This window comes from Burkholderia sp. BCC0419 (genome assembly GCF_902830285.1).
Lineage (GTDB): Bacteria > Pseudomonadota > Gammaproteobacteria > Burkholderiales > Burkholderiaceae > Burkholderia.
The window spans coordinates 114425-141332 of sequence record NZ_CADESR010000013.1 but is presented as its reverse complement, the minus strand read 5'-3'; the positions used below and the strand labels follow the sequence as shown (position 1 = coordinate 141332).

The window sequence follows — 26908 nt, the reverse complement described above, 5'->3', positions numbered from 1 at the left end:
ATGTCAAATGGTGAATTTTTCGACACATTTGGCCGACGTTGAATTCCGACCGAATAACCTATCCGCCCCACCCCGGCATGGTCGGCAGACGCAGCGTGCCCGCGTCGCGGAAGTGCACGGTGCCCAGCACGCTGCCGGCGAGCCGGCCGCGCAGCGCATACGGCAACTCGCCGTTCGCGGCCGCACCGGGCAGGTTCCACGCCTGCCGTGCGGCCGCGAAGGCCGACACCGAAACCGGCACGTCGAGCACGGCCTCGCCGAACCGCGGCACGGTGCCCGCCCGATCGCTGACGCCGCTCGCGAACGGCGTGCCGTTCAGGTCGAGCGCGACCGAGATGCCGTCGTAGTCGATCGGCGCATCGTTCGGATTCTGCACGCGCAACTTCAGGCTGAAGCGCATCTCGAGGCCCTGCCCGACAAGCGGGTCGAGCCCGGCGACCGACACGCGCACCGGCTCGCGCGTGAGCCCCGCGCAACCGCCCAACAGGAACACGGCGGCGAACAGCAGCAGCACGGCGCGCAGCGGCGCGATACGGAACAGGGCTCGTGGCATGGGACAGTCTCCTCGCGGCAATCGGTGGACGGGTCGTCGATGCATTGTACCGACCGCGCCGCCCGTCACCGAATTTCGTAGTTTTCGCGGCGCAGCAAGATCCTTAATAGATTAAAACTACGAAATTGCCAGCCAAACGGAAAGCGCATTAATGACTTTCGTCATTCAATGAAGCACCCGGAATTCAATAGATGCTCTTTCTAAATTTTTCGTTTCCTTTACCCAAAACCATCAAGTATATTTACGCATCCTTGGAGCAAGCCGACAAACCTTAAGCCGCATGACGGCGAATTTACGGGATGGCGACACGCTGTCCTTCCGTCCTGCGGACTGGCCCGGCCAGCCCCGTAGGTCGTCGGTTCAAAGGGATTGCGCGCCCGCGCCGGGCGTGCGGCCCCGTGTCGTGCGCGCGAAATCAATTCAGTACAACACGCGTCCGGCCATTTTGAACCGGCCAGTTAACCGACATCCGGAAATTCAGAGGGGGCAGTAAACCATGATTACCTTCACGTAGTCGGCCGCCGTCTTTTTCGAATAATCCGTCATTGGCATTTTTTCGCTGTTGATTAAACGGCGAGGGGATTGCTTTTGCCGGCGTTTTCGCAGCACTGAACGATTCTTTCAACAATCGAGGTTTCAGTCATGTCGATTCATATTCGCAAGATGCGTTATCTGCCGCTCGTCGCCGCACTCGCACTCGCGCTCGCCGGGTGCGGCGGCGACGACGGCGGTGCGGGCTCCGCTTCCGCGCTCAGCTCCGCCGGCGCGCCGCATACGGGCTCGTCGCCCGCCGTCACCGCGCCGCCGAGCGCATCGAACGTCGACAAGAGCGTCTCGCCTGTCGAATTGCCGGACACCGTGGTGCCCGTGAACTACCGGCTGTGGTTCCGCCCGAACGAAGCGCTGAACGCGTTCGACGGCCGCGCCGACGTCGAGATCAAGGTGCTGAAGCCGGTCAACAACATCGTGATCGCCGGCCACCGGATCAAGTTCACCAACGGCCGCATCACGCTGCAGCCGGGCAACATCCAGCTGATCGCGACGCCACAGGACAAGGGCGACTTCTATCAGTTGCGCCCCGTCGCCGGCACGATCGCGCCGGGCAACTATTCGCTGCACATGGAGTGGTCGGGCATCATCAACTTCAAGTCGTATGACGATCCGGCCACGCACACGGGCGGCAGCTGCGGCGACGATCCGTATCCGGGCTGCTCGGCCGCGGAAGGCGTGTTCCGCGTCGACCTGAAGAGCACCGACGGCACGACGAGCGGCGCGATCCTGACGCAGGGCGAAACCAACCTGTCGCGCCAATGGTTCCCCGGCTGGGACGAGCCGGCGTTCCGCCCGACCTATGAAGTGACGGCCGAAGTGCCGCAAAGCTGGCGCGTCGTGTCGAACGCGGCCGAGAAGCCGTCGACCAACGTCGGCGGCGGCTACAAGCTCGTGCAGTTCGAGAAGACCCCGCCGATGCCGTCGTACCTGCTGTTCTTCGGCGGCGGCCTGTTCGACACCTACGAGGACGACTTCACGAGCCCGCTGCCGGGCGGCAAGGGCGGCCTGCACCTGCGCGTGTTCACGCCGCCGGGCATGAGCGAGTGGGCGAAGCCGGCGATGGACCGCACCAAGCAGGCGCTCGACTTCTACTACCGCTACACGGGCATCGCGCTGCCGCTCACGAAGTTCGACACGGTGGCCGCGAACGACGCGTTCAAGGAGCAGAAGGACCTGAACTTCGGCGGGATGGAGAACTGGGGGTCGATCCTCGAGTTCGCCGACGACATCCTGCCGCAGCCGGGCCAGCCGATGTCGCACTACGGCAACGAAGTGCTGACGCACGAAGTGGCGCACCAGTGGTTCGGCGATCTCGTGACGACCGACTGGTGGGACAACGTGTGGCTCAACGAATCGTTCGCGACGTTCTTCGAGACGAAGACGACGATCCAGTTCTTCCCCAACGAGTTCAGCTGGCTCGACCAGGTGAAGAACAAGTACCGCGTGATCAATCGTGACATCGGCCCGAACGCGTTCCCGGTCGCGCCGAACTTCAACGACTGGGCGTCGAACGACTTCGTGCTGAGCGCCAGCGCATTCACGTACGACAAGGGCGGCCACGTGCTGAAGACGCTCGAGAACTATCTCGGCGAGCAGACGCTGCGCAAGGGCCTGCAGCAGTACCTGGTCGACTACTCGTTCGGCAACGGGACGCCGAAGCGTCTGTGGGATGCGCTGTCGAAGGAAAGCGGCCAGGCGGTCGGCCCGATCGGCGACAGCTACGTGCGTCAGACCGGCGTGCCGCTGATCTCGCTCGACACGCAGTGCGACCTGACGAAGAACCAGACGGTCGTCACGCTGAAACAGCAGCCGTTCCCGAACAAGAACGCGTATCCGGGCCTGCAGTGGACGGTGCCGATCACGCTCGCGTATGGCCAGGGTCTCGCGAAACACACGACGCTCGCGCTGAAGGATACGCAGGCTCAGACGCGGATCGACGGCTGCACGGGCGTGGTCGCCGACCCGAGCGGTCTCGACTACTACGTCGTGAACTACAGCGACGCGGCCTGGAGCGGGCTGCTCACGCAGGTCAACGGCTCGACCGATCCGGTGCTGCTGGCGAACCTGAAGAGCGAAGCGGCGCTGCTCGTCGCGAACAACCTCGCACCGGCTTCGCGCTCGACGTCGATCGGCTCGGTCGCTTCGCCGGCCGCGATGAAGCTGCGCCAGACGCCGACCTTCGGCGGCATCGAACCGGTGACGAAGGAACGCCCGGCACGGCAATACCAGGGCATCTTCAAGCCGCGCAAGGTAGTGACGCAGTAACGGTGCGGATCCGGCCGGCGCCGCGCAGCCTGCGGCGCCGGCCGGCGTACCGGTTTCTCCGACCTGTTGACGGGCCTCGCATGCGAGGCCCTTTTTTCATGTGGCCCAGCGCCAGCGCGAAACGCGCTGCCGCGTCGATGCAACGCCCGGCCCTAGCGATCGTCGCGGCGCCGGAACGCCCACCACGCGGCCAGAGCGGTGAAGCCCGCGACGAGCAGCACCATCAGCCAGAAGCCGTGCTTGTTCTCCGAGAACGGCACGCCGCCGACGTTCATCCCGAAGAAGCCGGCGACGATGTTGATCGGCAGCGCGATCACGGTGACGAGCGTCAGCGTGAACAGCGTCCGGTTGTTCTGCTCGTCGAGCCGCGAACCGATCTCTTCCTGCAGCAGCTTGATGCGCTCGTTGAGTCCCGCGAGATCGGCGAGCACCAGCGAGAACTCCTCGGTCGACTCGCGCAGCTCCTGCACGTCTTCCGTATGCAGCCACGCGGGCGGCTTCGCGAGCAGCCGGAAGATCGACCCGGGCTCCGGCGCGAGCATGCGCTGCAAGCGCGTCAGCGTGCGGCGCATCGCGCCGAGCTCGATGCGGCTCGACGTGAGCCGCTGCGACAGGAAGCGATCCTCGATGCGGTCGACGTCGACGCTCGTGCGCCGCATGATCTGGATCAGCAGGTCGGCCTGGTCGTGCAGCAGGTGCACGAGCAGTTCGGTCGGCGACCGGAACCGCTCGCCGTCGCGCACGCCGGCGCGCAGCGTGTCGACCGAGCGCAGCGGCTTGAGCCGCGCGGTCACCATGATGCGCCGCTCGACGTGGACGAACAGCGTCGCGATCTCCGACGGCGTGAGTTCGAGGTTGAACATCACGTCGTTGACGATCGCGCGCAACGCGCCGTCTTCCTGCTCGATGCGCGTCGAGCGCGAGCCTTCATGCAGGAATTCGAAGAAGCTGTCGGGCAACCCGAGATGCGTGCGCATCCAGCGCTCGCTCGCGCCGTGCGCGAGATTGAAGTGCAACCAGACGAAATCGCCCGAGGCGGCCGCACCCTGCTCGCGGCACGTGCGCAGCCACGCGGCGGCCGCATCGGCATCGAGCATCGCGCCGGCGCCGCCCGGATCGAAACGGAATCCGCATACCATGCCGGACGTATCGGCGCCGTAAGTCTGTACGATCAGGTCCATCGTGTCGAAGGTGGTGCGGCGCGCGGCGCGCCGCACATCGCGGGTCGCGGGCCCGCGCCGGGAAAAGAAAGGAAACGTATGCCCGACGGGCGTGACGCACGCGTGACAGTGTCACACGGCATCATACCGGCAGTCGTCCTTGCCCCGAAAACAACGCGCCGCCCATTGGGCGGCGCTGACGAGAAAGACATCGCGGCGTGCGCGGCACGCGTTACTGCCGCGTCTCCGACTGCGCGGCGCTCGGGCACGCGGGGTCCTTGCCCCAGTGGCCGTCGCACACGCGCCAGCGGCACAGCTGATCCTCGAAGAAACCGCGCTCCGAACACTCCTTCACGCGCGACGCCAGCGAGCCGCCGGTCGCCGCCGTCTTGGTCGGCACGGCCTGACCCTTCTGCGCGGCGAGTTTCTTGTCGGCCGGCTTCGTGCGCGCGACGAGCGCGGCGAGCAGATCCGCATCCGGATCGTCCTTTCCGCCCGCCTTCGCGGTTCGAGTCGGCGTCGCGTCGCGGCGCTTCTTCGCCTGCGCGAGCTCGGCCTGCTGTTCCTTGCGATGCTTGCGGGCTTCGGCCTTCGTGTCGGCCTTCGCCTCGGCTTTCGTATCGGTCTTGCCGTGCGCGGCGACCTTGGTGCTCTTCGACGCGTCGGCCTTCGCGGTCTTGGCCGTCGCCGCCGCGGCGGCCGCAGTTGCGGCTGCGCCAGCCGTGGCCGCGCCCGATGCGTCATCGGCGCCGTTGGCAAGCGCGCGCGACAGGCGGCTGTTGTCCGCGGCGGAAGCGGGTGCGGCCGACGTGGATGCGGATGCAACGGTCCGGGACGCCGAATCGTCGTTGACGATCGTGGCCGGTTGCGCCGCCGACGCAGCGGACGCGCCGTTCTGCGCGACCTGCACGGCGGCGCCGCTGGCCGGTGCGGCCTTGTCCGGCGCAGCCGCCGCGGGTGCCGTCGCGGCCGCAACCGCCGCGGGCCGATCGCCCGACGACTGCTGCATGCGCCACGCGCCCCAGCCGCCGACGGCCACGACCAACGCCACCACGGCGGCGATCGGCGCCTTCAGCGAACGGCGCGGCGGTTCGGCGGGCGGCGTGACACGCCCTTCCAGATCCGCGAGAATGCGCGACTGCCGAGGTCCTCCCTCGCCTGCCGGTTTAGTATCGGACAGCAGGCTGGGCGGAGTTTTCGAATTTGAATTTTCCGGCGCACTCATTCAGCGTCTCATTGAATCCTGGTTTAATTCACCGCGATAATATAGCCCGGCCTCTCGAAGCAGCCTGATTCTAAGAGCAAGCATTGCAAAACACAATCAATTCCAATTTCCGGGGATTTCTTTGATTGCCGTCGCACTCGTCGCCTATTTCGCCCTTGCCGTCGCCGTTGCGGCACTGTTGCTTTTACCGGGTATCCGCGCGACCGTTTTCGAATCCGTCGCCCAGTTTCACGGTCGTCTGACGCGCCGTGCGAACGATCGCGCCGCGCGCACGCGGAGTCAGATTGTTAAATCGGCAAGCGTGACGCGCGGCGCATTAAGCGACGTGCAAAATTTACTGGTTCGGCGGCGCTTGATGATTATGGTGTCGGCAGGTATTCTTGCGACGCCGCCATTGGTGGCCATTGCGTTACGCGGTCGGCAATTATTTCAGTACGACGACACGGCGCGCGTGCCCGACGAGAAGATCGCCGCGCTGTTGCAGGGCGAACAACTCGTGCCGCCGCCGCCGTTGCCGCCGGAAGTCTTTGCCACGAAGGAAGTCGAACAGGTACGCCCGGCGCTGAAGGATGCGAGCCGCGACTGGAACCTGCTGGATCCGGATTTCCGTACGCGTTTGCTGCTGGTCTACAAGATCATGCACGAACAATATGGTTATGAAATGGCGCTGCTGGAAGGCTACCGGAGCCCGGAACGACAGAACCGGCTCGCGCAGATGGGCACGAACGTGACCAATGCAGCGGCCTTCCAGAGTTATCACCAGTTCGGGCTGGCGGCCGACAACGCATTCCTGCGCGACGGCAAGCTGGTCATTTCCGAGAAAGATCCGTGGGCGATGCGCGGTTACCAGTTGTACGGCCAGGTCGCCGAGCAAGTCGGCCTGACCTGGGGCGGCCGATGGAAAATGATGGATCTCGGGCACGTGGAATACCATAAACCCGGTTTTAAACTGGGACGCGGCAGCTAGCCAGGGCTGCCGAACAAGAAATAATGAGGGCGGCATGGGGCTTTTTAATCACCCGGCAGGAAACGATTTGGGCGGCGCAAACGATCGGGCATTCCGGTGCGCGATTTTTTCCGGCCGCCGCTTCCGTTTTAAATCTCACAGCGTCCTTTCGTTAATGCGCGCGCCTTCTCCGATGCCGCGAGCGCGTTGATGCCAGCCTCCTTCATCCCGTTTGACAGCATGGCGACACATCGCGGCGCCACCCTTGCCGCTCGGCGCGCCTGCGTCGCCTCACCGAATCGCACCGGAACCTGAACGTCCTATGCAACGCATCCTCAACGTGCTGACTCATCCGCGTACGCTCTCGATCGTCGGGATCGTCGCGCTAGCAGCCATTCTGTTCATCGTCGCCGACATGCTGCAGCTGCCGCTCCTGTGGGCGGCGATCGCGTTCGCGGCGGTCCTCGCGCTGTGGCTCGCCGTCGCGCTGTGGCGCCGCTGGCGCGTGAAGCGCGCGAACCAGGCGCTCGGCCAGGTGCTGGAAGAGCAGGCGGAAACCGGCAAGATCGCCGCGCCGGCCGCCGCCGCGCTCGCGCCGGACGCGAAGACGGCCGACCTCGACGTGCTGCGCACGCGCCTGTCGGATGCGGTGAAGACGATCAAGACGTCGAAGATCGGCCAGGTGTCGGGCGGCTCCGCGCTGTACGAGCTGCCGTGGTACATCGTGATCGGCAACCCGGCCGCGGGCAAGAGCAGCGCCGTGCTCAATTCCGGCCTGCAGTTCCCGTTCGCGGACAAGAACAGCGCCGTGATCCACGGCATCGGCGGCACGCGTAACTGCGACTGGTTCTTCACGACCGAAGGGATCCTGCTCGACACGGCCGGCCGCTATTCGGTGCACGAGGAAGACCGCAGCGAGTGGCTCGGCTTCCTCGGGCTGCTCAAGCGCTACCGTCCGAAGGCGCCGATCAACGGCATCATCGTCACGGCAAGCATCGCCGAACTCACCGGCAACCGCCCCGAATTCGCGATCAACCTCGCGAAGAACCTCCGCCAGCGCGTTCAGGAGCTGACGGAAAAGCTGGAAGTGTTCGCGCCGGTCTACGTGATGTTCACGAAGGCCGACCTGATCACCGGCTTCACCGAATTCTTCAGCAGCAGCGACAAGCACGAGTACGACCGCGTGTGGGGCGCCACCCTGCCCTACGAGCCCGACGACAAGCGTGACGTCGTCGCGCAGTTCGACACGCACTTCGAGGAACTCTACGAAGGGCTGAAGGAAATCAGCGTCGCGCAACTGTCGCTGTCGCGCGGCAACCAGCTGTCGCCGGGCCAGTTGAGCTTCCCGCTCGAATTCTCGACGATCAAGCCTTCGCTGCGCGCGTTCCTCGCGACGCTGTTCGAGAACAACCCGTTCCAGTACAAGCCGATCTTCCGCGGCTTCTACTTCACCAGCGCGTTGCAGGAAGGCGAAACCAACAGCACGGCCGCGCAGCGCATCGCGCACCGCTTCGGCCTCGACGGGAATGCGCTGCCGAAACCGCACAGCGCGTTCTCGAAGAACGGCTTCTTCCTGCGCGACCTGTTCTCGAAGGTGATCTTCGCGGACCGCCAGACGGTGCGCCAGTTCGCCAGCCCGACCAAGACGCGGCTGCGCTACGCGACCTTCTTCGGCTTCGTCGCGGCGCTCGCGCTCGCGCTGGGCGGCTGGACCTGGTCGACGATCGGCAACCAGCAGCTCGTGTCGAACGTGCAGGCCGACCTCGACAACGTCACGCGCCTGCAGCAGGGCCGCAACGACCTGCAGTCGCGCCTGCAGGCGATGGACATCCTGGAAGACCGGATCGAGCAGCTCGAACAGTTCCGCCGCGACAAGCCGCTATCGGTGTCGCTCGGCCTGTACCAGGGCGACCGCCTCGAGCAGCACCTGCTGACCGAGTACTACAACGGCGTGCGCCAGATCCTGCTGGCCCCCGTGTCGCAGAACCTCGCGTCGTTCATGAAGGACGTGAACGCGCACCCCGAGCAGCTCGTGCCGATGACGCGCCCGCCCGAATCGGGCGCCGTGCAGGGCGGCACGCTGCCGGTCTCGACGAACGCGGCAGGCGCCGCGCCGCAGGCGGGTGCCGTGCTGGCCGCGTCGGGCGCCGCGCCGGCCGCCGCCCCGCAACAGGCGGCCGCGCCGCAGGGCGGCCTCTACAGCGACGCGTCGCCGACCAACGTGCAGGACGCGTACAACGCGCTGAAGACCTACCTGATGCTGTCCGACAAGCGTCACGTCGAGCAGGCGCACCTGACCGACCAGCTCGCCCGCTTCTGGCGCGGCTGGCTCGAGACGAATCGCGGCAACATGCCGCGCGACGAGATGATCCGGAGCGCCGAGCGCATGATCTCGTTCTACCTGTCGCGCGTGAACGACAACGACTGGCCGATGATCGACGCGAACCTCGCGCTCGTCGACCAGACCCGCGAGAACCTGCGCCGCGTGGTGCGCGGCATGCCGGCCCGCCAGCGCGTCTACGAGGAAATCAAGGCCCGCGCGTCGACCCGCTTCGCGCCGATGACCATCGCGCGCATCGTCGGCGACGGCAACCAGGGCCTCGTGGCAGGCAGCTACGCGATTCCGGGCACGTTCACGCGCGAAGCGTGGTTCGACTACGTGCAGCCGGCGATCCGCGATGCGGCGACCAAGGAACTGCAGGCGAAGGACTGGGTGCTCAACACGTCGACGCAGGACGACCTGACGCTCGAGGGCAGCCCCGAGCAGATCCAGAAGACGCTCGTCGGCATGTACAAGACCGAGTACGCGCAGCACTGGCAGAAGTTCATGCAGGGCATCGCGGTGCAGGGCTTCACCAGCTTCGGCCAGGCCGTCGACGGGATGAACCGCCTCGGCGACCCGCAGGATTCGCCGATCCGCAAGATCCTCGAGACCGCGTACGACCAGACGTCGTGGGACAACCCGTCGCTCGCGAACGTGACGATCAAGAAGGCGCAGACGGGCGTCGTGAACTGGGTCAAGCAACTGTTCTCGCGCTCGCAGGCCGGCCAGGTGGCCGCGGCCAACATCGACATCAACGGCAATCCGGCCGAGGTGCCGATGGGTCCGATCGGCCAGGAGTTCGTCGGGCTCGCGCGAATCGTCGCGACGCATGACGGCACGTCGATGCTGAAGGGCTACATGGAGTCGTTGTCGAAGGTCCGCACGCGCTTCAACGTGATCAAGAACCAGGGCGACCCGGGGCCGGGCGCGCGCCAGCTGATGCAGCAGACGCTCGACGGCAGCGGTTCGGAACTCGCCGATTCGCTGAAGCTCGTCGACGAGCAGATGCTGACGGGCCTGACCGATTCGCAACGCAAGTCGCTGCGCCCGCTGCTGGTGCGGCCGCTGATGCAGGCGTTCGCGGTCGTGATCCAGCCGGCCAGCGCCGAAGTCAACAAGGTCTGGAACGCGCAGGTCTACCAGCCGTTCCAGAGCTCGCTCGCGACGAAGTACCCGTTCGCGGCGAACGCGAAGGTCGAGGCCGGCGCCGGCGAGATCGCGCAGGTGTTCGGCCCGGACGGCTCGATCGCGAAGTTCGTCGGCACGACGCTCGGGCCGCTCGCGGTGCGCCGCGGCGACACGCTCGCCGCCCGCACGTGGGGCGACATGGGCATCGGGCTCACGCCGGACTTCACGAACGGCTTCGCACGCTGGGTCGCGCCGCTCGCGGGCGGCGCCGCCGGCAGCGCGGCCGCGTCGGCCGAGCCGCAGACCGTGTTCCAGATCCTGCCGCAACCGAGCACGGGCACGACGGAATACACGATCGCGATCGACGGCCAGCAGCTGCGCTACCGCAACACGCCGCCGCAGTGGACCAACTTCGTGTGGCCGAACCCGCAGGGCTCGCCGGGCGCGACGCTGTCCGCGACGACCTTCGACGGCCGCACGGTGCAGCTCGTCAACGAGCCGGGCCGCTACGGTCTCGAGAAGCTGATCAACTCGGCGCAGCGCAAGCGCCGTCCGGACGGCACCTTCGACCTGACGTGGGCACAGGGCAGCGTGAACGTGTCGGTGACGATGCGCATCATCAGCACGTCGCAACCGTCGGCCGGCGGCGGCGACCAGCCGCAACAGCAGAGCCTGCGCGGCCTGCAGCTGCCGTCGTCGGTCGCCGACGCGAGCACGGGCGCCGCACAGAACGCGACGCAATCCGCCACCGGCACGCCGGGCGCAGCGCCGGCCGTCGCGGCCGCCAATGCAACGAATGCACAGAGGGCGCAATGACGCAAACCGTACAGGCGCAAATCGCCTACTTCGGCAAGATTCCGTCGCGCGGCGACTTCGTGAAGAGCGCGCACAATCCGCAACTGCTGCAGACGCTCGATCGCTGGATCGCGCAGGCGCTGGAGCTGCTCGCGGAAGATCCGCGCTGGAAGATCGTCTACGAGGATGCGAAGCCGATGCACTTCGCGTTCCTCGGCTCGCGCAGCAAGCTCGCGATCGCGGGCCACATGGTCGCGAGCCACGACGTGTCGATGCGCCGCTTCCCGTTCCTCGGCGCGACCGCGCTGGAGGTCGACCGGCCGCTCGCGTTCCTCGCGCGCAGCCCGCTCGCGTTCGCGCGGCTGTGGTCGCGCGTCGCCACGCAGATCCCGCCGCTGCTCGGCAAGGACGAGCCGCCCGGCGCGCTGCAGGCGCTCGGCGACACGCAGGTGCCGATCGACGTCGGCGGCCCCGGCACGTCGCATGACGGCACCTTCAACGATTTCGTCGAACACCAGTCGCTGTACGGCCTGCAGGAGATGCTGCTCGAAAGCGGTCATCCGGTGCGGCTGCGCGGCGCGATGCTCGCGCTCGGCTCGCTGCTGCGGCCGGTGATGCAGAGCGGCTCGTCGCACATCGAACGCGGCCTCACGCTGCCGCTGCCGGTCGATCCGTTCTACCGCAGCCTCGTCGCCGCGTTCTGGCTCGAGCTGATCGCGCCGTTCGTCGCGCAGGCCGACTTCGAGCTCGCGATCTTCATCGGCACGATCGCCGAACGCGAACGGCTCGTCATCGGCTTCAACGGCGCGTCGGCGAAAACGCTGCTGAGCGTCGTCGACCCGCAGACCTACGCCGCCCACAACATCGACATCGACGATCCCGAGTGGATCGACGCCCATGCGCAAAACGATCACCAGATCAGCAAGCTCGTCAGCTACCTCGACCAACCGCAACTCTCGCTGCGCGTCGCCATCGACGCGTTCCGCGAAGCGTTCATCGGAGGCTGACGGCATGCATCGCACGATTCAGGTCCGGCGCGCGCGCTGGTCGGCCGCCGTCTCGCCCGCCCTCGCCGCGCTGTTCGCGGCCGGCCTCGTCGCGAGCGGCGCGGCCTTCGCGCAGAACACGGGCGCGACCGTCACGCCGGTCGGCAACGGCACGGTCGCGACGACCGCGCTGCCGCAGGCCAACCCGAACGCCGGCGGCGCGTCCGGCACGGTGGTGCACGGCACCGCCGGCACGATCGCGCCGCCGCCCGCGAACGCCACGCCCGGCCAGGTGGTGGTCGGCGGCAAGGTGCCCGACGAGGCGACCAAGGCGGCCGTGCTGCAGAAGCTGCGCGATACCTACGGCGCGACGAACGTCGTCGACCAGGTCGAGGTGGGCGACGTCGCGACGCCGCCGAACTGGAGCGCGAACGTGCAGAAGCTGCTCGGCGCGCAGCTCAAGCAGATCAGCAAGGGCCAGTTGAAGATCAACGGCACGCAGATCGAGATGAAGGGCGAGGTGCACAACGAGGCGCAGCGCCAGCAGCTCGCGAGCGACATGGCGAACACGCTGAACCCGACGTACACGATCAAGAACGGGCTGCGCGTGTCGGCATCCGAACAGGGCGTGCTCGACCAGACGCTCGCGAACCGGACGATCGAGTTCGAGACCGGCAGCGCGACGCTGACGCCGCAGGGCAAGCTGATCCTCGACCAGATGGCGGCCGCGCTCGCGAAGATGCAGAACCGCACGGTCGACATCATCGGCCACACCGACAACTCGGGGAACCGGACGTCGAACATCGCGCTGAGCCAGGCGCGTGCGGATGCGGTGAAGGGTTATCTGATCACGAAGAGCATTCCGCCGCAGCAGATGACGACGACGGGGGTCGGGCCGGATCAGCCGATTGCGCCGAATGATACGGCGGATGGCAGGGCGAGGAATCGGCGGATCGAGTTCCGGGTGGGGCAGTAACGGGAAATCGGCCGGCCGCTCGCTCCATGGCGAAGCGGCGCGGCACGGCACACGACGGGCGGCGGCAGCGATGCGCCGCCCGTCTTGCGTTTACGACTGCTCGTCGGGCCTCACCCCCAGCAACTCGCGGATATGCGACAGCGAGCCGTCGTCCTTCACGACGCTCTCGAGCCACTTGTGCAGCGGCATGTCGGCCCATTCGGCCGCCTTGTCGGCGAGATACGCGACCGGGCTGTGCGGCTCGGTCTGACGGAAATAGCGCGCCACCGCACGCAACTGGTCGACGGCTTGCGCACGGTTCTGGATGCCGGCGATCATCTGCGTCACCGGAGGACGCGAAGCGGTCTGCTGCTGCACGCGAGTCTCCTCGGTCTGGATCGGTTGGCCGAACACCGGCTCGACGCGTTCTGGCTGGGCCTGCGGCGCCGCCTGCGTGTGCGGCGCGCTGCCCGTATAGCCCTGTTCGCGCGCAAAGCGCTCGGCGAGCCGGTACACGGTCTCGAACGCGTCGCGCGCCTGCCGGAAGCTCGGCGCGGAATCGCCCGCCCGTTCGACGAGCCGCTCCTCGAACGCATCGAGCGCGAATTCGAACGCCTTCAGGTTCGCCAGCAGCGCCGTGTAGAACGCGATCGACGTCACGCGCCGCGACGCATCGATCTGCTCGATCGACGGCTTGCCGCGCGCGATGTCGTCCGCGTGGTCGGGGTCGCGCTTGATCGACTGCGCGACGTGCTGCGCGACTTCCCAGTCGAGCGTGCTGAACGCATTCGATGCGCCGTCCGTCAGCGGCACCGCGCGCAGCAGCTCGGCCGTGCGGCCGGACAGCCACGCGACGTTGCCGAGCCGGTGCTCGATGTCGTCGTCCTCGGGCAGCGGGTGGAAGGTATCCCAGAACTCGCGGCACAGGCCCTCGAGCAGCGCATAGCCTTCGGTGAGGCCCGTGACGCCGTCCTCGAGCGCGAGCGCCTCGGTCAGCCATACGGCGAGCCGCAGGTCCTTCGTGCGCGTGCGCAGCAGCTCGCCCGCATGGTCGACGACGAAGCCCCAGTCGGCCTCCTTGATCTCGGTCACCCATTCGCCCTGGTCGAGCGTCGGGTCGTCATAGCGCCGCGCGTCCTGGATCGCGTCGAATTCGTTCGAAAACAGCAGGTCGTCGCCGCTGGGCGACGCGTCGCTGATCGGCGTCAGCAGCTCGGGGAGATTGATCGGCATGGTTCGGTCAGTTCATCAATGCTGGGCTGGGCGCGGCCGCGCTCATTCGACGGTGTACGCGAATTCGCCGGCCTCGTCCGCGCGCACCGCGATGCGCGCGATGGCCGCGCCGTCGGCGATCCGGCCGAGCACGTGGCCCGCGATCTCCGGCAGCAGCGTGCCGTTCAGGATGTGGTCGACGTTGCGGGCGCCCGAATCGACCTCGGTGCAGCGCGCGAGCACCGCCTCGACGAGCGACTCGTCCCACTCGAACGCGGCCTTGTGGTTCGTCTCGATCCGGCGGCGGATGCGTTCGAGCTTCAGCTCGATGATCTCGGCCAGCACGTCGTCGGAAATCGGATAGTACGGCACGACCTTCATCCGGCCGAGGAACGCCGGCTTGAAGGTCTTGTACAGCTGCGGACGCAGCGTCTCGGCGAGTGCGTCCGGATCGGGCAGTTCCTCGGCCGGCTTGTTCAGGCAGGCCTGCATCACCGCGGCCGAGCCGACGTTCGACGTCAGGATGATCAGCGTGTTGCGGAAGTCGATCTCGCGCCCTTCGGCGTCGTCCATCATGCCCTTGTCGAACACCTGGAAGAACATCTCGAGCACGTCCGGGTGCGCCTTCTCGACCTCGTCGAGCAACACGACGGAATACGGGTTGCGGCGCACGGCCTCGGTCAGCACGCCGCCTTCGCCGTAACCGACGTAGCCCGGCGGCGAGCCCTTCAGGCCCGACACGCTGTGCGCTTCCTGGTACTCGCTCATGTTGATCGTGACCATCTTGCGCTCGCCGCCGTACAGGATGTCGGCCAGCGCCAGCGCCGTCTCGGTCTTGCCGACGCCCGACGGCCCGACGAACATGAACACGCCGCGCGGCTTGTTCGGATCCTCGAGGTTCGCGGTCGCGGTGCGCACGCGCTGCGCGATCGCATCGAGCGCATGATCCTGGCCGATCACGCGTGCGGTCAGCAGCGGTTGCAGGTTCAGCACGGTGTCGATCTCGTCCTTCACCATCCGGCCGAGCGGAATGCCGGTCCACGCGGCGACGATCTCGGCGACCACGTGGCCGTCGACCTGCAGCGGCACCATCGGCTCGCCGCCCTGCAGCGCGTGCAGCGCCGCGACGCGTTCCGCCAGCTTGTCGCGGGTGGCCTGCACGTCGACCGGCTGGCCGTCTTCCGACGGGCCGCGTGCCTTGTCGAGCGTGTCGCGCAGTTCGGTGATCTCGGCGACGATCACGCGCTCGGCTTCGTAGCGTGCTTCATCCTTCGCCAGTTGTTCGAGCGCCGTGTCGCGCGCGCCGCGCAGCTCGCCGAGCCGCTCGTCGTGCGCGGCGCCGCCCGCCGCCTCGCGCTCCAGCGACGCGATTTCCGCATCGATGCGCTCGATGCGCTTCTTGGTATCGTCGATCGCCGCCGGCGTCGCGCTGTGCGCGAGCGCGACCTTCGCGCAGGCGGTGTCGAGCACGCTGATCGCCTTGTCCGGCAGCTGGCGGCCGCTGATGTAGCGGTGCGACAGGCGTACGGCCTCGGTGATCGCGTCGTCGAGGATCCGCACGTTGAAATGCTTCTCCATCAGGCCCGACATCCCGCGCAGCATCGCGGCGGCCAGCGGCTCGCTCGGCTCCTCGACCTTCACGACCTGGAAGCGCCGCGCGAGCGCCGCATCCTTCTCGAAGTACTTCTTGTATTCGCTCCATGTCGTCGCGGCGATCGTGCGCAGCTCGCCGCGTGCGAGCGCCGGCTTCAGCAGGTTAGCCGCATCGTTCTGGCCGGCCTGGCCGCCCGCGCCGATGATCGTGTGCGCCTCGTCGATGAACAGGATGATCGGGGGCGCGCTCTTCTTCACCTCGTCGATCACGCTCTTCAGGCGGTTCTCGAACTCGCCCTTCACGCTCGCGCCGGCCTGCAGCAGCCCCATGTCGAGCACGTGCAGCGCGACGCCACGCAACGGCGGCGGCACGTCGTCGGCCGCGATCCGCAGCGCGAGCCCTTCGACGACCGCCGTTTTGCCGACGCCGGCCTCGCCGGTCATGATCGGGTTGTTCTGGCGGCGGCGCATCAGGATGTCGATCGCCTGGCGGATCTCCGCTTCGCGGCCGATCACCGGGTCGATCTTGCCGTCGCGCGCGCGCTGCGTGAGGTTGGTCGTGTACGTGTCGAGCGCGGGCGTCTTCGACGGACCCGCGGGCGCCATGCCGTCGACGGCCGGCGCGACGTCGCTGCCGTCGTCGTCCGTCTGGCGCGGCTCGGCTTCGCTCGAGCCGGCCATGATTTCGTCGAACTTGTGCTTCAGGTCCGTCACGTTCATTTCCGCGAACCGCGACGACATCCGTTGCGCGAACTGCGCGAGATCCGGCGCGGTCAGCAGCGCGAGCAGCAGGTGCCCCGAACGGATGCGGCCGAGCTGCGAATCGAGCGACGCGATCAGCCACGCCTGCTCGAACAGTGCGATCAGATGCACGGAGAACACCGGCGTGCGCGTGTTGCCCGTCTTCAGGCGCGTCAGCTCGCGTTCGAGATCGGCATGCAGCGCATGCGGATCGACACGGCTCGCGCGCAATGCGAGCGGCAGGTCGCCCGTCGCTTCGTCGAGCAACGCGAGGAACAGGTGCTCCAGATCGACCTCGTAGTGGCCGCGCGCCAGGCACGCGCTCGCCGCACGCTCGGTCGCGTGGCGGCACAGCGGGTTCAGTTTCGTGATCAGGGTCTTCAGAGGCGTGCTCATGGCGTCGATCTCAGGTTCGATTGCGTGTTGTTGTTAGGTCAGTGAATCACGTGCAGTTCGTAGCGTGCGTCGGAGCGATCCTCGAGCGCGTCGCGCGTGCACAGGAACGCGTCCCAGCCGAGCCGCGAGCCCGCGCCGAGCACGCTCGCGCCGACTTCCGTGCGCTTCAGCACGAGCTTCACCTCGTACTCGAGCGTGAGGCCGGCGAGCAGCGTCAGCATCCGCTCGAGCGCGACGGCGTGCGGGCCGCCGGGCAGGAACGCCTCGTAATCGCGCTTGGACAGCGGGCCGACGACGATCCGCGCGCGCATGTCGCGCTGCCACACGCGTTCGCCGACGAGCGCCGTCGCGCCGAGCACCGCGTTGACTTCACCGAGCACGCTCAGCTGGTCGGGCGGCACGTCGTACCACTTGCCGACGAACTGGCCGATCTTCACCGGCACGCGGAAGTAATCGGACAGCGTGCGCTGCAGGTACGCGGCCGACATCGGCCGGTGCCGCGCGGCGAGCGCGTAGCCGGCCACGGCCTCGTCGAGCACGCCGCCCGGGCCGGCGGCGAGACTGTCGCGCACCTCGTCGCTCGGCACGCCGGCGATCGCGAGCAGCAGCGGCAGGTAGCGCTCGTCGCGGTCGAGTTCGTAATGGAACGGCAGCCGGTATTTCTTCCACGCCGCATAGAACAGCGCGGTCGCACGGTTCGAGAACACGTCGAAGAACGCGCGCGCCGCGTGGTCGCGCCTCAGATGCTCGCGCGCGACGATCTGCTCGGTGTAGTGCAGCGGCAGCGCGCCCTGCCCGCCGAGCAGCCCGAAGAACGCGGGCGTCAGCTCGACGCGGCCGAGCTCGCCGGCGGCCAGCGCGGCGCCGCGCTGCTCGTCCGAGTTCAGCGGCGTGCCGTCGTCGTCGAACGAGCGCGCGCCCTCGATCTCGCTCGGCGGGAAGCCGAGCGACAGCGTGTTGCGGAATGCGATGCGCTGCGCGACCACGTCGCCCTGCCGCCACGCGCCGGGCGCATCCGACGCCTGCCGCGCGAACAGCCCTTCGAGCACGCGCACCGCCTGGAAGAACTCGAAGCGGTGCGGCTCGTCGAGCAGCGCGTCGACTACGCCAGGATCGATTCGCCGGTTCGGGGCTTGCATCGGATGATCTCCTCGCCGGTGCGCTTCGACACGACGACCAATTGAACGAAACTGTTGAGGTGGACGTACAGCCCGAAGAAGCTGTCGAGCACGCGCACGAACGACGCGAGGCTCGCGCCGACGAAGTGTTCCTCGTCGATCGTCAGCCGGATCTCGATGCCGCGCACGAAGGTCGCGAACGGCTTGCCGGGCAGCCACTGCACCGCGCCGCGCTGCTCGACGCCGGCGAGGCCGTCGATCTGGCGCATCGACACGGCCGTGCGTCGCAGGTCGTACAGCGTCAGCATTTCCTTCAGCGGCGCGAGGCCGTGCGCGACGAGCGACACGTGGTTGAGCGCGAGGTGCGACACGAGCCGCCAGTGCGCGGCGCGGCCGCGCTCGAAGCGCACGCTCTGCGTCGGGCGGCGCAGCATCGAGATGCCGCTCGTCTGCGCACCGCCTTCCTGGAACAGGTCGCCGCCTTCGAGGCCGAACGCCAGCATCGCCGGCAGGTCGCGGTTCGTGCAGGTGAGATCGAGGCTCAGCGTGTCGGTCTGCGGCGACGTCGGCTCGAAGTCGATGTCGACGATCGAGATCTCGGTTTCGTAGCCGGGGCTTTTCTGCGCGACCCAGTCGTTGCGGCGCGCGAACCAGTAATGGCCGATCCGCGCCGATTCGCCGTGATGCAGCGAATAGAACGGCCGGAACTCGATCACCGATTCCTCGTGCGCCTGCTGCCGGACGAGCTTCACCGAGTCGATCGAGTACACCTCGTACGCGAACGCGCGCCGCGCCTCGGCGATCACCGGATACGACACCGCGCGGTGCGTGATGCGGATCGGCTCGCCATGCTGGCGGAACAGGTTGACGATCGGCGTGCAGAACAGCCGGAAATGGCTCGCCGTCAGCAGCTCGAGCAGGCGCGCGACGTGCGAATCGCTGCGCACGTCCTGCAGCACGAGGTGCAGCGTCGCGCGCTGGCAGCGGCCCGATGCGCGTGCGATCGCCGCGAGGTCGAAGTCGACGAAATCGAACTTGTCGGGGAACGCGAAGTATTCGGTGAGCAGCCGGTACGCGGGATGCGATTTCGCCGGATAGTCGATCAGCGCGTCGTCCTCGTCGAAGCCGGCCTGCGCGATCGGCAGCTTGCGCAGCGCGGTCCAGCGGCCGTTGCGTTCGGGCTCGACATACGCGCCGAGCACGTTGACGAACAGGCAGTCGGTCAGCGCGGCGACGAACGACTGCTCGCCGTGCAGATGCGCACGCAGCGTCGACAGCTTCAGCGCGCCGAGATCGAGCTGCGCGGCGAGCGATTCGAACGTGATCGAGATCACGCCCGTCGCGTTCGACGGCAGCACCGTCGCGCTCGGCGCGAGCGCGACCGGCGTATAGCGCGCCTCCGAGATGCGGATCGGCGCGAGCGTCACGTCGTAGGCGGTGCGGAACCGGCATTGCACGCCGCGGATCGAGCGGCTCTTCAGCTCGGTGCCGCGATCGATCACGACCGGTTCGGTCTGCTGGCCGGGCGAAGCCGGCGTGAACTGCGCGATCGAGCACGACGGGAACGGCCGCAGGTAGTGCGGATACAGCACCTCCAGCAGCGCTTCGGTGAATTCGGGGTAGTCGTCGTCGAGCTTCTTGTTGATGCGCGCGCCGAGCAGCGCGAACGACTCGATCATCCGCTCGACGTGCGGATCCTCGCAATGCTCGCCGGACAGCGCGAGGCGCGCGGCGATCTTCGGATAGCGTTCGGCGAAATCTCGCGAATAGCGCCGCAAAAACGATAATTCGCGTTCGTAATACGGCAGCAATTCTTCCATCGACGACCCCGAACCTCAATATTTCATGCCGGACCTGATTGACCACCGGGCGGTCCGGCCCGCTCGGCGGCTTGATTTACTGCATTCGTGCCGCGCGTGCGCGCGTGACCGAGTACTGCAGCGTCGACGGTTGCAGCATTGCGTCGAAGTTCACCGGCTCCTCGGCCGGATGCACGACGAGCAGCGCCTGGATCGAGAAATACAGTGCGTTGGTCGACTGCTCGTTCAGCTCGAACGTCACCTGCACCTGCTGCAACCGCGGCTCGTGGCGCGCGATGGCCTGCTGGATCGACTTGCAGATGAACGCGCGGTCGTAGTGGCTCGCGAGGCTCAGCCCCGCGAAATCGTTCAGCCCGTAGGTCAGCACCGATTTCTGGCATTCCGGCAGCGCGGCCAGCTCGATGTCGGTGTGCGCGATACGGGTGTTGAGGATCGCCTCGACGTCGCGGGCGACCGTGTTCTTGAGCTCGTCCAGCGACAATTGCCGCATCGCCGCCGTTGCCGGCAGATGCGGTTCGTCGTCGAACAGCTTGTCGAGAAAACTGGGTTCGAATCGTTTCATCGGCCGGCGTTTACAGCGAAAACGGCAACGGGACGCGACGCGCCCCGTTGCCGCAACCGACCTTAGACCGCGTAGGTCTTGTCGTTCTTCGTCAGGCTCCAGGCGCCTTGCGTGTTGCCGCCCTGGTTGCCGCCGATCTTCTGCTGGGTTTGCTTCCACTGCACGGCTGCGTACTTCAGCGAGAACGTCTCGAGCGGCAGACCTTCCTCGCGAACGCTCGGCGCGATGCTCGAGATGATCACGTACTTGAGCTTGACTTCCAGATACTGCACGCGCTTGCCTTCACCGTCCGCGCGCGAGAAATGGACCGTCACTTCGTCGAACGTGGTACCGCCCGAAGCGTGCTGATACAGCAGCGGGCTCGACGAATCGATTTCCTTCGTGAAGATCATGTCGCCGTGCTCGCAACGCGTCATCGTGTGACCGCCAGCGGTCGATGCGGTTGCCGAACGCGGCTGAACGATCGAGTGATCCCACGATTTCAGTTCGATCCAGCCCTGATGGTCTTTGTCCGCGGACTCGCCCTTCACCGCGGGACTACCAAACTGCAAGTGCATATGTAACATGGCCCTTCGACTCCCCAAAGAGGTGGTTTTAACGTCCTACCCAGGCGGCCCGCCCGGGCGATTTACTCGCTTATGAATTTGCCGGTTTGGGCAGATCAGCGACAAGTCGCAGAGAAATCGAGAGTTCGTCGAGCTGAAAGTGCGGGCGCAGGAACGCGACCGAACGATACGAGCCCGGCTTGCCCGGAATCTCCGACACTTGTATGGATGCCTCGCGCAGCGGGAATTGCGCTTTCTGTTCCTGCGAGGCGTTGTCGTCGAGCAGGACGTATTGCGAAATCCACCGGTTGAGGAAAGTCTCCACGTTCTGCGCCGATGCGAAGCTGCCGATCTTGTCCCGCATCATCGCCTTCAGGTAATGCGCGACGCGCGATACCGAGAAGATGTACTGAAGCTGGGCGGACAGGACGGCGTTCGCATTCGCGCTGTCGGTGCTGTATTTCTTCGGTTTCTGCACCGACTGCGCAGCGAAGAACGCGGCGTAATCTGAGTTCTTGCAATGGACGAGCGGGATGAAGCCGAGGTCGCTCAGCTCCTTCTCGCGGCGATCGGTGATCGCGATTTCGGTCGGGCACTTCAGCGCGACTTCACCGTCGTCGGTCTTGAACGTGTGGGTCGGCAGATCCTCGACGAGGCCGCCGCCTTCGACGCCGCGGATCGCCGCGCACCAGCCGAAGTCGTCGAACGCGGCCGTCAGGCGTGCCGCGAAGGCCCATGCCGCGTTGCACCACAGGTACTTGTCGTGATCGGTGCCGTCGACTTCCTCGACGAAGTTGAAGTTCTCCGCGGTCTGGCCGTCCTTCGGATTGAACGGCAGGCGGCCGAGGAAGCGCGGCAGCGTCAGGCCGACGTAGCGCGAATCTTCCGCGTCGCGGAACGACTTCCACTTCGCGTATTCGACGGTGTCGAACACCTTGCCGAGGTCGCGCGGCTTGCCGAGGTCGGAGAACGACTCGAGGCCGAGCAGTTCCGGCGACGCCGACGCGATGAACGGCGCGTGCGCGGCCGCCGCGACGTGCGACATCTGCTCGATAAAATACATGTCTTCCGGCTGGCGCGAGATCTCGTAATCACCGATCAGCGCACCGAACGGCGAGCCGCCGAACGTGCCGAATTCCTCTTCGTAGACCTTCTTGAACAGCGCGCTCTGGTCGAACTCGCTCGCGCCCTTGAAATCGCGCACGAGGTCGCGCTTCGGCGCGTGCAGCGCCTTGATCTTGATCGTCTGGCCCGTGTTGCTTTCCTTGACCAGATAGTCCATCCCGCGCCACGTGCTTTCGAGGCGCTGGAATTCCGGCGCGTGCATCACGGCGGAAAGCTGCGTGGAAATCAGGCGGTCGAGCTCCGCGACGCGTGCATCGATCGTGGCCGACAGGTTGTCCGACACGATCACCGTGCCGTCGAGCACCTGGTGCACGAGTTCGCCGATCAGGTCCTTCGCACGCGCATGTTCGGAATCGGATTTCGCGACCTTGCTCTTCTCGACGATATCGTCGAGCAACGAAGTCCCGGCGGCGTATTCCGCGCCGCTCGCTTGGGCCGCAGCCGTTTGCTGGTTCATCTCAACACTCCGTCGTCATTCGCCGTCTTTGTCGCTGCCGGTGCCCTTCGCGAGCTCCTGCAGCTGCTGCGTGTTCTTCAGCACCTCGGACAGCAGATCCTCGAGCTTGTCGTTGCCGGCGAGCTTGTTGCGCAGGTCGGCAAGCTTCGAGCGCGCCTCGAGCAGGCGGCGCAGCGGCTCGACCTGTTCGACGACTTCGTCCGGGCTGAAATCCGACAGCGAGCGGAACTTCAGGTCGACCGCGAACTTGCCGCCTTCCGGGCTCAGGCGGTTTTCCACCTGGAACGCGGCACGCGGCTCGATCGCCTTCATCACGTCGTCGAAATTGTCGCGGTCGATATTGACGAACTTGCGGTCGCGCAGCTTCGGCTGCTCGATTTCGGACTGGCCCGCCAGATCGCCGACGACCCCGACGACGAACGGCAGTTCCTTCACCTCGATCGCATCGCCCTTCTCGACCTCGTAGGTCAGCTGGACGCGCGGCGGCCGTATTTTCTGCAAGCTTTTCTGAATGCTTTCTTTCTTGGCCATCTCGACGGCTCCCAGGTTAGTTGTGGTTATCGCGTCAGTTGCGGTTTCAGTTGCGCAGTGCGCCGAACGGATCCGCGCTGCCCTTTTGCGCCGCCGGCGGCGTCGGCGCGACGCTCGCGGCCGCCTCGGCAGCCGGTGCGGCACCGCCCTTCGGGCGATGGACGACTCGGCGCGGCGGGCGCGATTTCACGGTCTTGGTTTCCGGCGGGAACAGCGCCGACTCGCCCAGCGTATCGCGCAGCTGCTTCGCGAGCGCCTGCGCATCGGACTTCGCGTCGCCCGCGAGCGACGCATCCTGGCGCAGCTCGCCGAGCGACTGCGTCGCGATCCGCAGGCCGGCGACGGCCAGCACGCTCTTCGCCTGACGATCGGTCGCGTCGCGCTGCAGTGCTTCCTGGGCGGCGACGATCGCCTGCCCGTAATGGTTTTGTGCGAACTGGATTTGCGCGATGCGCGACCACGGTTCCTCGCGCGTCGGATCCGACTTCGCGAGCTGCTGGTACAGGCCGAGCGCCTTGTCCTGGTCCCCCGCCTTCGCGACGGCGTCTGCATCGGCCAGCGACTTGTTGAATACTTCCGCAGTCGGCGGCGCGGGAGGCTGGCTCGCACAGCCGGCGATCACGCCGCAAGCCACCACTACCCCAGACAGTTTTGCGAACAGACGGTCTTTCATCGTTATATCCACCGGCGCGTGAGTTTTAAATCGTTGAGAATCTGGTTCTTTTGCTTTGCAGGAAGCGCGCGGGTATAGTACCGATCAATTTTTCATAATTCAATCGTCGTGTGAAGAGTAATTCCTTTTAAAACCGGGCGCTACCCCCTCGAATGGCCGCTGGCTGCGGGCTCGCGGCGGTTTTTCCTCGGGCCGGAATGCGCAAGTTTTACTGGTCGCACGACGCGCCGCCCGGACGGCGGAAAAAATTTCCGGACGCTTGCCACGACGCGGGCGTGCTTAATAGTTGAATGGTGCGATGCCGGGGATCCGCAGCGAACGTGGTAATACCCGGCAGTTTTGACAGGGATAAAGGCGGCACGCCGGAAAAACGATGAGATCGTCCATGATTCGCTACGCGCTGCCGCTGCTTGCCTGCGCCCTTCTGGCCGGATGCGCGGCCGCCCCGCTACTCGGCTCGGCCGCCAGCGCCGTGATGTCCGCGGCCGGCATCGGCAAGCCCGAGGTGCCCGACGCGCAGAAGCCGCCGCGCAACATCGGGCTCACGCTGGCCGCCGCGCCGAACCTGAATGCCGCGACCGACCACAAGCCGCTCGCGCTCGTCGTCCGGCTCTATGCGCTGAAGGACCCGACCTCGTTCCAGCAGGCGCCGTTCGACGCATTTACCGATCCGACCAAGGAAAAAGCCGCACTCGGCGCCGATCTGCTGAATGTGCGCGAAATCACGCTGATTCCGGGCCAGCGCTATACGGCAACCGAGAAAGTGTCGCGCGAAGCGCAGGCATTCGGCATCGTCGCGCTGTTCCGCGATCCCGCACTGCAACGATGGAAACTGACATTCGATCCGGTGAAGTCGGAGAAATCCGGCATAATCATCGGCCTGCATAATTGCGCGATGACGGTCACCGACGGCACGGTCATCGCACCGCAACAGGGTGCGCCTTCGCAACCGCTGAATTTGCTTTCTTCGGTCTCCTGCGGTTAAACATGACGCACGGATGTCAATTAACAAGAGTTAACACTTGGCGATTTAATTCGGGTATGAACAAATCGATTACATCGCAACGCCACATTAACCGGATTTGACATGAGTTATTCGGCCAAGGTGCTGTGGGGGGAAGGGCTGTTCCTCCGGCCTCAACACTTTCAGCGGCAGGACGCGTACCACGAGGCGCGCCTGTTCGAGTCCATCCAGGCGATCCAGCCGTACAACTGGGGCGTGCGCTCGGTGCGCATCGACCGCGACGCGCTCGGCAGCAACGTGCTGCGGGTGGCCGAGCTCGCGCTCGTGTTCCCGGACGGCGCGCTGTATGCCGCGCCGCAGGCCGACGACCTGCCGCCGCCGATCGCGCTGGACACATTGCCCGACGGCATCAACGAATTCGTGTTCTATCTCGCGCTGCATCCGCTGCGCGAGAACGGCACCAACTACAGCGACGATCCGGCCGCCGGCTTCATGACACGGTTCGTCAGCGAGCAGACGAGCGTCGCCGACAACTTCACCGACGCCGCCGAAGCCGACATCACGTTCCTGAAGACGCAGGTCAAGCTGATCGCGCACAGCGAGCCGCGCGACCAGCTGCTGTCGGTGCCGCTCGTGCGCGTGCGCCGCACCGCGACGTCCGGCTTCGAGATCGACGACAGCTTCGTGCCGCCGTGCCTCGCGATCGAAGCGTCGCCGATCCTGCACCAGCGGCTGCGCCAGCTGGTCGACGCGCTGCAGGCGAAGGTCAACGCGCTGTACGGCTTCCACCGCGAGCCGTCGAAGAACATCATCGAGTTCCGCTCCGGCGACATCGCGTCGTTCTGGCTGCTGCACACCGCGAACGCCGCGTTCGCAACGCTCGCGCACCTGCACCAGCATGCGGCGCTGCATCCGGAGCGGCTGTTCCAGGAGCTGCTGCGCCTCGCAGGTCAGCTGATGACGTTCTCGAAGGGCTATACGCTCGCCGACCTGCCCGTGTACCGCCACGACGATCCGGGCCCGAGCTTCGCGCGCCTCGACCTGATGCTGCGCGAATTGCTCGACACCGTGATCTCGACGCGCTATTTCGCGATCACGCTCGACGAGGTGCGCCCGTCGTTCCACCTCGGCCGCCTCGATTCCGGCAAGATCGACGACAAGACCGAGTTCTACCTCGCGGTGTCAGCGGACATGCCGAGCGTCGAGCTCGTCGACGCGGTGCCGGCCCGCTTCAAGGTCGGCGCGCCCGACGACGTCGACAAGCTCGTGCTGTCGGCGATGCCCGGCGTGCGGCTGTCATACACGCCGCAGGTGCCGCCCGCGATTCCGGTGCGCCCCGGCGCATGCTACTTCGCGCTCGATTCGCGCAGCCCGCTGTACGAGCGCATGCTGCAGGCCCAGTCCGCGATGATCTACGCGCCGACTGGCATCAATGACCTGAAATTCGAACTGATCGCGGTCACATCATGAGCTACGCGCCTTCCCTGTTCGGCGACAACGTGCCGCCGCCCCTGCATAGCCCGGCGTCGACGGACTCCGCGTTCCAGGCCCGCTCGCTGCTCGATTTGCTGTACGACGGATTCTTCATGCTGTTCCTGCTCAAGAACAAGCGGGAGCCGGACAGCGCCAGCGAGTTCAGCACGCGGATTCAGGAATTCCTGTCGGATTTCGAGCGCGGCGCGAAGAAGCTGAATATCGCCGCCGAGGACGTGTACGGCGCGAAGTTCGCGTTCTGCGCGGCCATCGATGAGATGGTGCTGTCGTCGCAGTTCAAGATCCGCGCGGATTGGGAACGCCGGCCGCTGCAGCTCGTGCTGTTCGGCGAGCAGCTCGCGGGCGAGAAGTTCTTCCAGTATCTCGAGGAGTGTCGTGCGCAGGGTGCGGCCCGGCTGCAGTCGCTCGAGGTGTTTCATATGTGCCTGCTGCTCGGGTTCCAGGGCAAGTACCTGCTCGAAGGGCCGGAAAAGCTCGCGTATCTGACCGCGCGGCTGGGCGACGAGATCGCGCACATGAAGGGCAAGCGCGCACCGTTCGCGCCGCATTGGCCGCTGCCGGACCAGATCGCGCACCGGTTGAAGCGCGAGGTGCCGGTGTGGGCGATCGGGACCGTGTTTGCGCTGGTGGCGCTGCTCGGGTATCTCGGGCTCAACACGTATCTGAAGGACAAGACGCTGCAGGCGTTGGCGCCTTATTCGCAGGTGATCAAGGTCGGGCCGGAGTCGGCTAATTTGACGATTTCGTTGCCGTAACAGGCGCGCGTTTCTCGGACGCCGCTTCATGGAA

21 protein-coding genes are annotated in these 26908 nt (G+C 66.3%); 8 read left to right on the top strand and 13 right to left on the bottom strand.

Annotated elements, in window-relative coordinates:
- Positions 1-58: 58 nt before the first annotated feature.
- On the bottom strand, positions 59-553 hold the full coding sequence (locus tag HWW87_RS34425; RefSeq protein WP_175824004.1) for an LEA type 2 family protein: 495 nt from the start codon (positions 551-553) through the stop codon (positions 59-61).
- Between the two features lie 415 nt (positions 554-968).
- Positions 969-1181: a hypothetical protein gene (locus HWW87_RS37025; protein ID WP_208449972.1), complete on the bottom strand. Its 213-nt coding sequence runs from the start codon at positions 1179-1181 to the stop codon at positions 969-971.
- Positions 1182-1195: 14 nt separating this feature from the next.
- Here HWW87_RS37025 and HWW87_RS34420 point away from each other — a divergent pair, with 14 nt between their 5' ends.
- Entirely contained in the window at positions 1196-3370 is a 2175-nt protein-coding gene (locus HWW87_RS34420; protein WP_175824003.1) for a M1 family metallopeptidase, read from the top strand.
- Positions 3371-3522: 152 nt separating this feature from the next.
- Here HWW87_RS34420 and HWW87_RS34415 read toward each other — a convergent pair whose 3' ends face one another.
- Together HWW87_RS34415 and HWW87_RS34410 are read right to left on the bottom strand one after the other, a co-directional pair.
- Positions 3523-4551, bottom strand: coding sequence for a transporter (locus HWW87_RS34415; RefSeq protein ID WP_175824002.1), 1029 nt, complete (start codon positions 4549-4551; stop codon positions 3523-3525).
- A gap of 211 nt (positions 4552-4762) precedes the next feature.
- Complete coding sequence (locus HWW87_RS34410) at positions 4763-5755, bottom strand: phage tail protein (RefSeq protein WP_175824001.1); 993 nt, start codon at positions 5753-5755, stop codon at positions 4763-4765.
- A 121-nt stretch (positions 5756-5876) separates the two neighbouring features.
- On the opposite strand from HWW87_RS34410, the gene HWW87_RS34405 reads away from it, so the two are divergent.
- From HWW87_RS34405 to HWW87_RS34390, 4 genes are all read left to right on the top strand, one after another.
- Positions 5877-6722: a M15 family metallopeptidase gene (locus HWW87_RS34405; protein WP_175824000.1), complete on the top strand. Its 846-nt coding sequence runs from the start codon at positions 5877-5879 to the stop codon at positions 6720-6722.
- A 301-nt stretch (positions 6723-7023) separates the two neighbouring features.
- Positions 7024-10968, top strand: coding sequence for a type VI secretion system membrane subunit TssM (gene tssM / locus HWW87_RS34400; RefSeq protein ID WP_175823999.1), 3945 nt, complete (start codon positions 7024-7026; stop codon positions 10966-10968).
- Positions 10965-11954, top strand: a complete 990-nt coding sequence (gene tagF, locus HWW87_RS34395) for a type VI secretion system-associated protein TagF (protein WP_174431325.1) — start codon at positions 10965-10967, stop codon at positions 11952-11954. The genes tssM and tagF overlap by 4 nt, the downstream gene beginning before the upstream one ends.
- 4 nt (positions 11955-11958) lie before the next feature.
- A complete protein-coding gene (locus HWW87_RS34390) occupies positions 11959-12909 on the top strand; it encodes an OmpA family protein (protein ID WP_175823998.1) in 951 nt (316 codons plus the stop codon).
- A 90-nt stretch (positions 12910-12999) separates the two neighbouring features.
- Here HWW87_RS34390 and tssA read toward each other — a convergent pair whose 3' ends face one another.
- From tssA to HWW87_RS34345, 9 genes are all read right to left on the bottom strand, one after another.
- Entirely contained in the window at positions 13000-14121 is a 1122-nt protein-coding gene (gene tssA, locus HWW87_RS34385; protein ID WP_175823997.1) for a type VI secretion system protein TssA, read from the bottom strand.
- 42 nt (positions 14122-14163) lie between these two features.
- On the bottom strand, positions 14164-16830 hold the full coding sequence (gene tssH, locus HWW87_RS34380; RefSeq protein ID WP_175823996.1) for a type VI secretion system ATPase TssH: 2667 nt from the start codon (positions 16828-16830) through the stop codon (positions 14164-14166).
- A gap of 38 nt (positions 16831-16868) precedes the next feature.
- Entirely contained in the window at positions 16869-17969 is a 1101-nt protein-coding gene (tssG, locus tag HWW87_RS34375) for a type VI secretion system baseplate subunit TssG (protein ID WP_175823995.1), read from the bottom strand.
- Positions 17933-19768: a type VI secretion system baseplate subunit TssF gene (gene tssF, locus HWW87_RS34370; protein ID WP_175823994.1), complete on the bottom strand. Its 1836-nt coding sequence runs from the start codon at positions 19766-19768 to the stop codon at positions 17933-17935. Before tssF ends, tssG begins: the two co-directional genes overlap by 37 nt.
- A gap of 76 nt (positions 19769-19844) precedes the next feature.
- Positions 19845-20330 carry a type VI secretion system baseplate subunit TssE gene (gene tssE / locus HWW87_RS34365; protein ID WP_175823993.1) on the bottom strand — a complete coding sequence of 162 codons (486 nt, stop codon included), beginning with the start codon at positions 20328-20330 and terminating at the stop codon, positions 19845-19847.
- A gap of 62 nt (positions 20331-20392) precedes the next feature.
- The gene (locus HWW87_RS34360; protein WP_006477093.1) at positions 20393-20896 is read right to left on the bottom strand and encodes a type VI secretion system tube protein Hcp; all 504 of its coding nucleotides are present in this window, start codon (positions 20894-20896) and stop codon (positions 20393-20395) included.
- Between the two features lie 70 nt (positions 20897-20966).
- The gene (gene tssC / locus HWW87_RS34355; RefSeq protein WP_059499710.1) at positions 20967-22457 is read right to left on the bottom strand and encodes a type VI secretion system contractile sheath large subunit; all 1491 of its coding nucleotides are present in this window, start codon (positions 22455-22457) and stop codon (positions 20967-20969) included.
- A 15-nt stretch (positions 22458-22472) separates the two neighbouring features.
- Entirely contained in the window at positions 22473-22988 is a 516-nt protein-coding gene (tssB, locus tag HWW87_RS34350; protein WP_027783377.1) for a type VI secretion system contractile sheath small subunit, read from the bottom strand.
- Positions 22989-23034: 46 nt separating this feature from the next.
- Positions 23035-23661: a tetratricopeptide repeat protein gene (locus tag HWW87_RS34345; protein ID WP_175823992.1), complete on the bottom strand. Its 627-nt coding sequence runs from the start codon at positions 23659-23661 to the stop codon at positions 23035-23037.
- 373 nt (positions 23662-24034) lie between these two features.
- On the opposite strand from HWW87_RS34345, the gene tssJ reads away from it, so the two are divergent.
- The 3 genes from tssJ to icmH all read left to right on the top strand — a co-directional run bounded on the left by tssJ (position 24035) and on the right by icmH (position 26874).
- Positions 24035-24646, top strand: a complete 612-nt coding sequence (tssJ, locus tag HWW87_RS34340) for a type VI secretion system lipoprotein TssJ (RefSeq protein ID WP_175823991.1) — start codon at positions 24035-24037, stop codon at positions 24644-24646.
- Between the two features lie 102 nt (positions 24647-24748).
- A complete protein-coding gene (gene tssK / locus HWW87_RS34335; RefSeq protein ID WP_006477098.1) occupies positions 24749-26095 on the top strand; it encodes a type VI secretion system baseplate subunit TssK in 1347 nt (448 codons plus the stop codon).
- A complete protein-coding gene (gene icmH / locus HWW87_RS34330) occupies positions 26092-26874 on the top strand; it encodes a type IVB secretion system protein IcmH/DotU (protein WP_023476215.1) in 783 nt (260 codons plus the stop codon). The genes tssK and icmH overlap by 4 nt, the downstream gene beginning before the upstream one ends.
- The last annotated feature ends 34 nt before the right edge of the window (positions 26875-26908 follow it).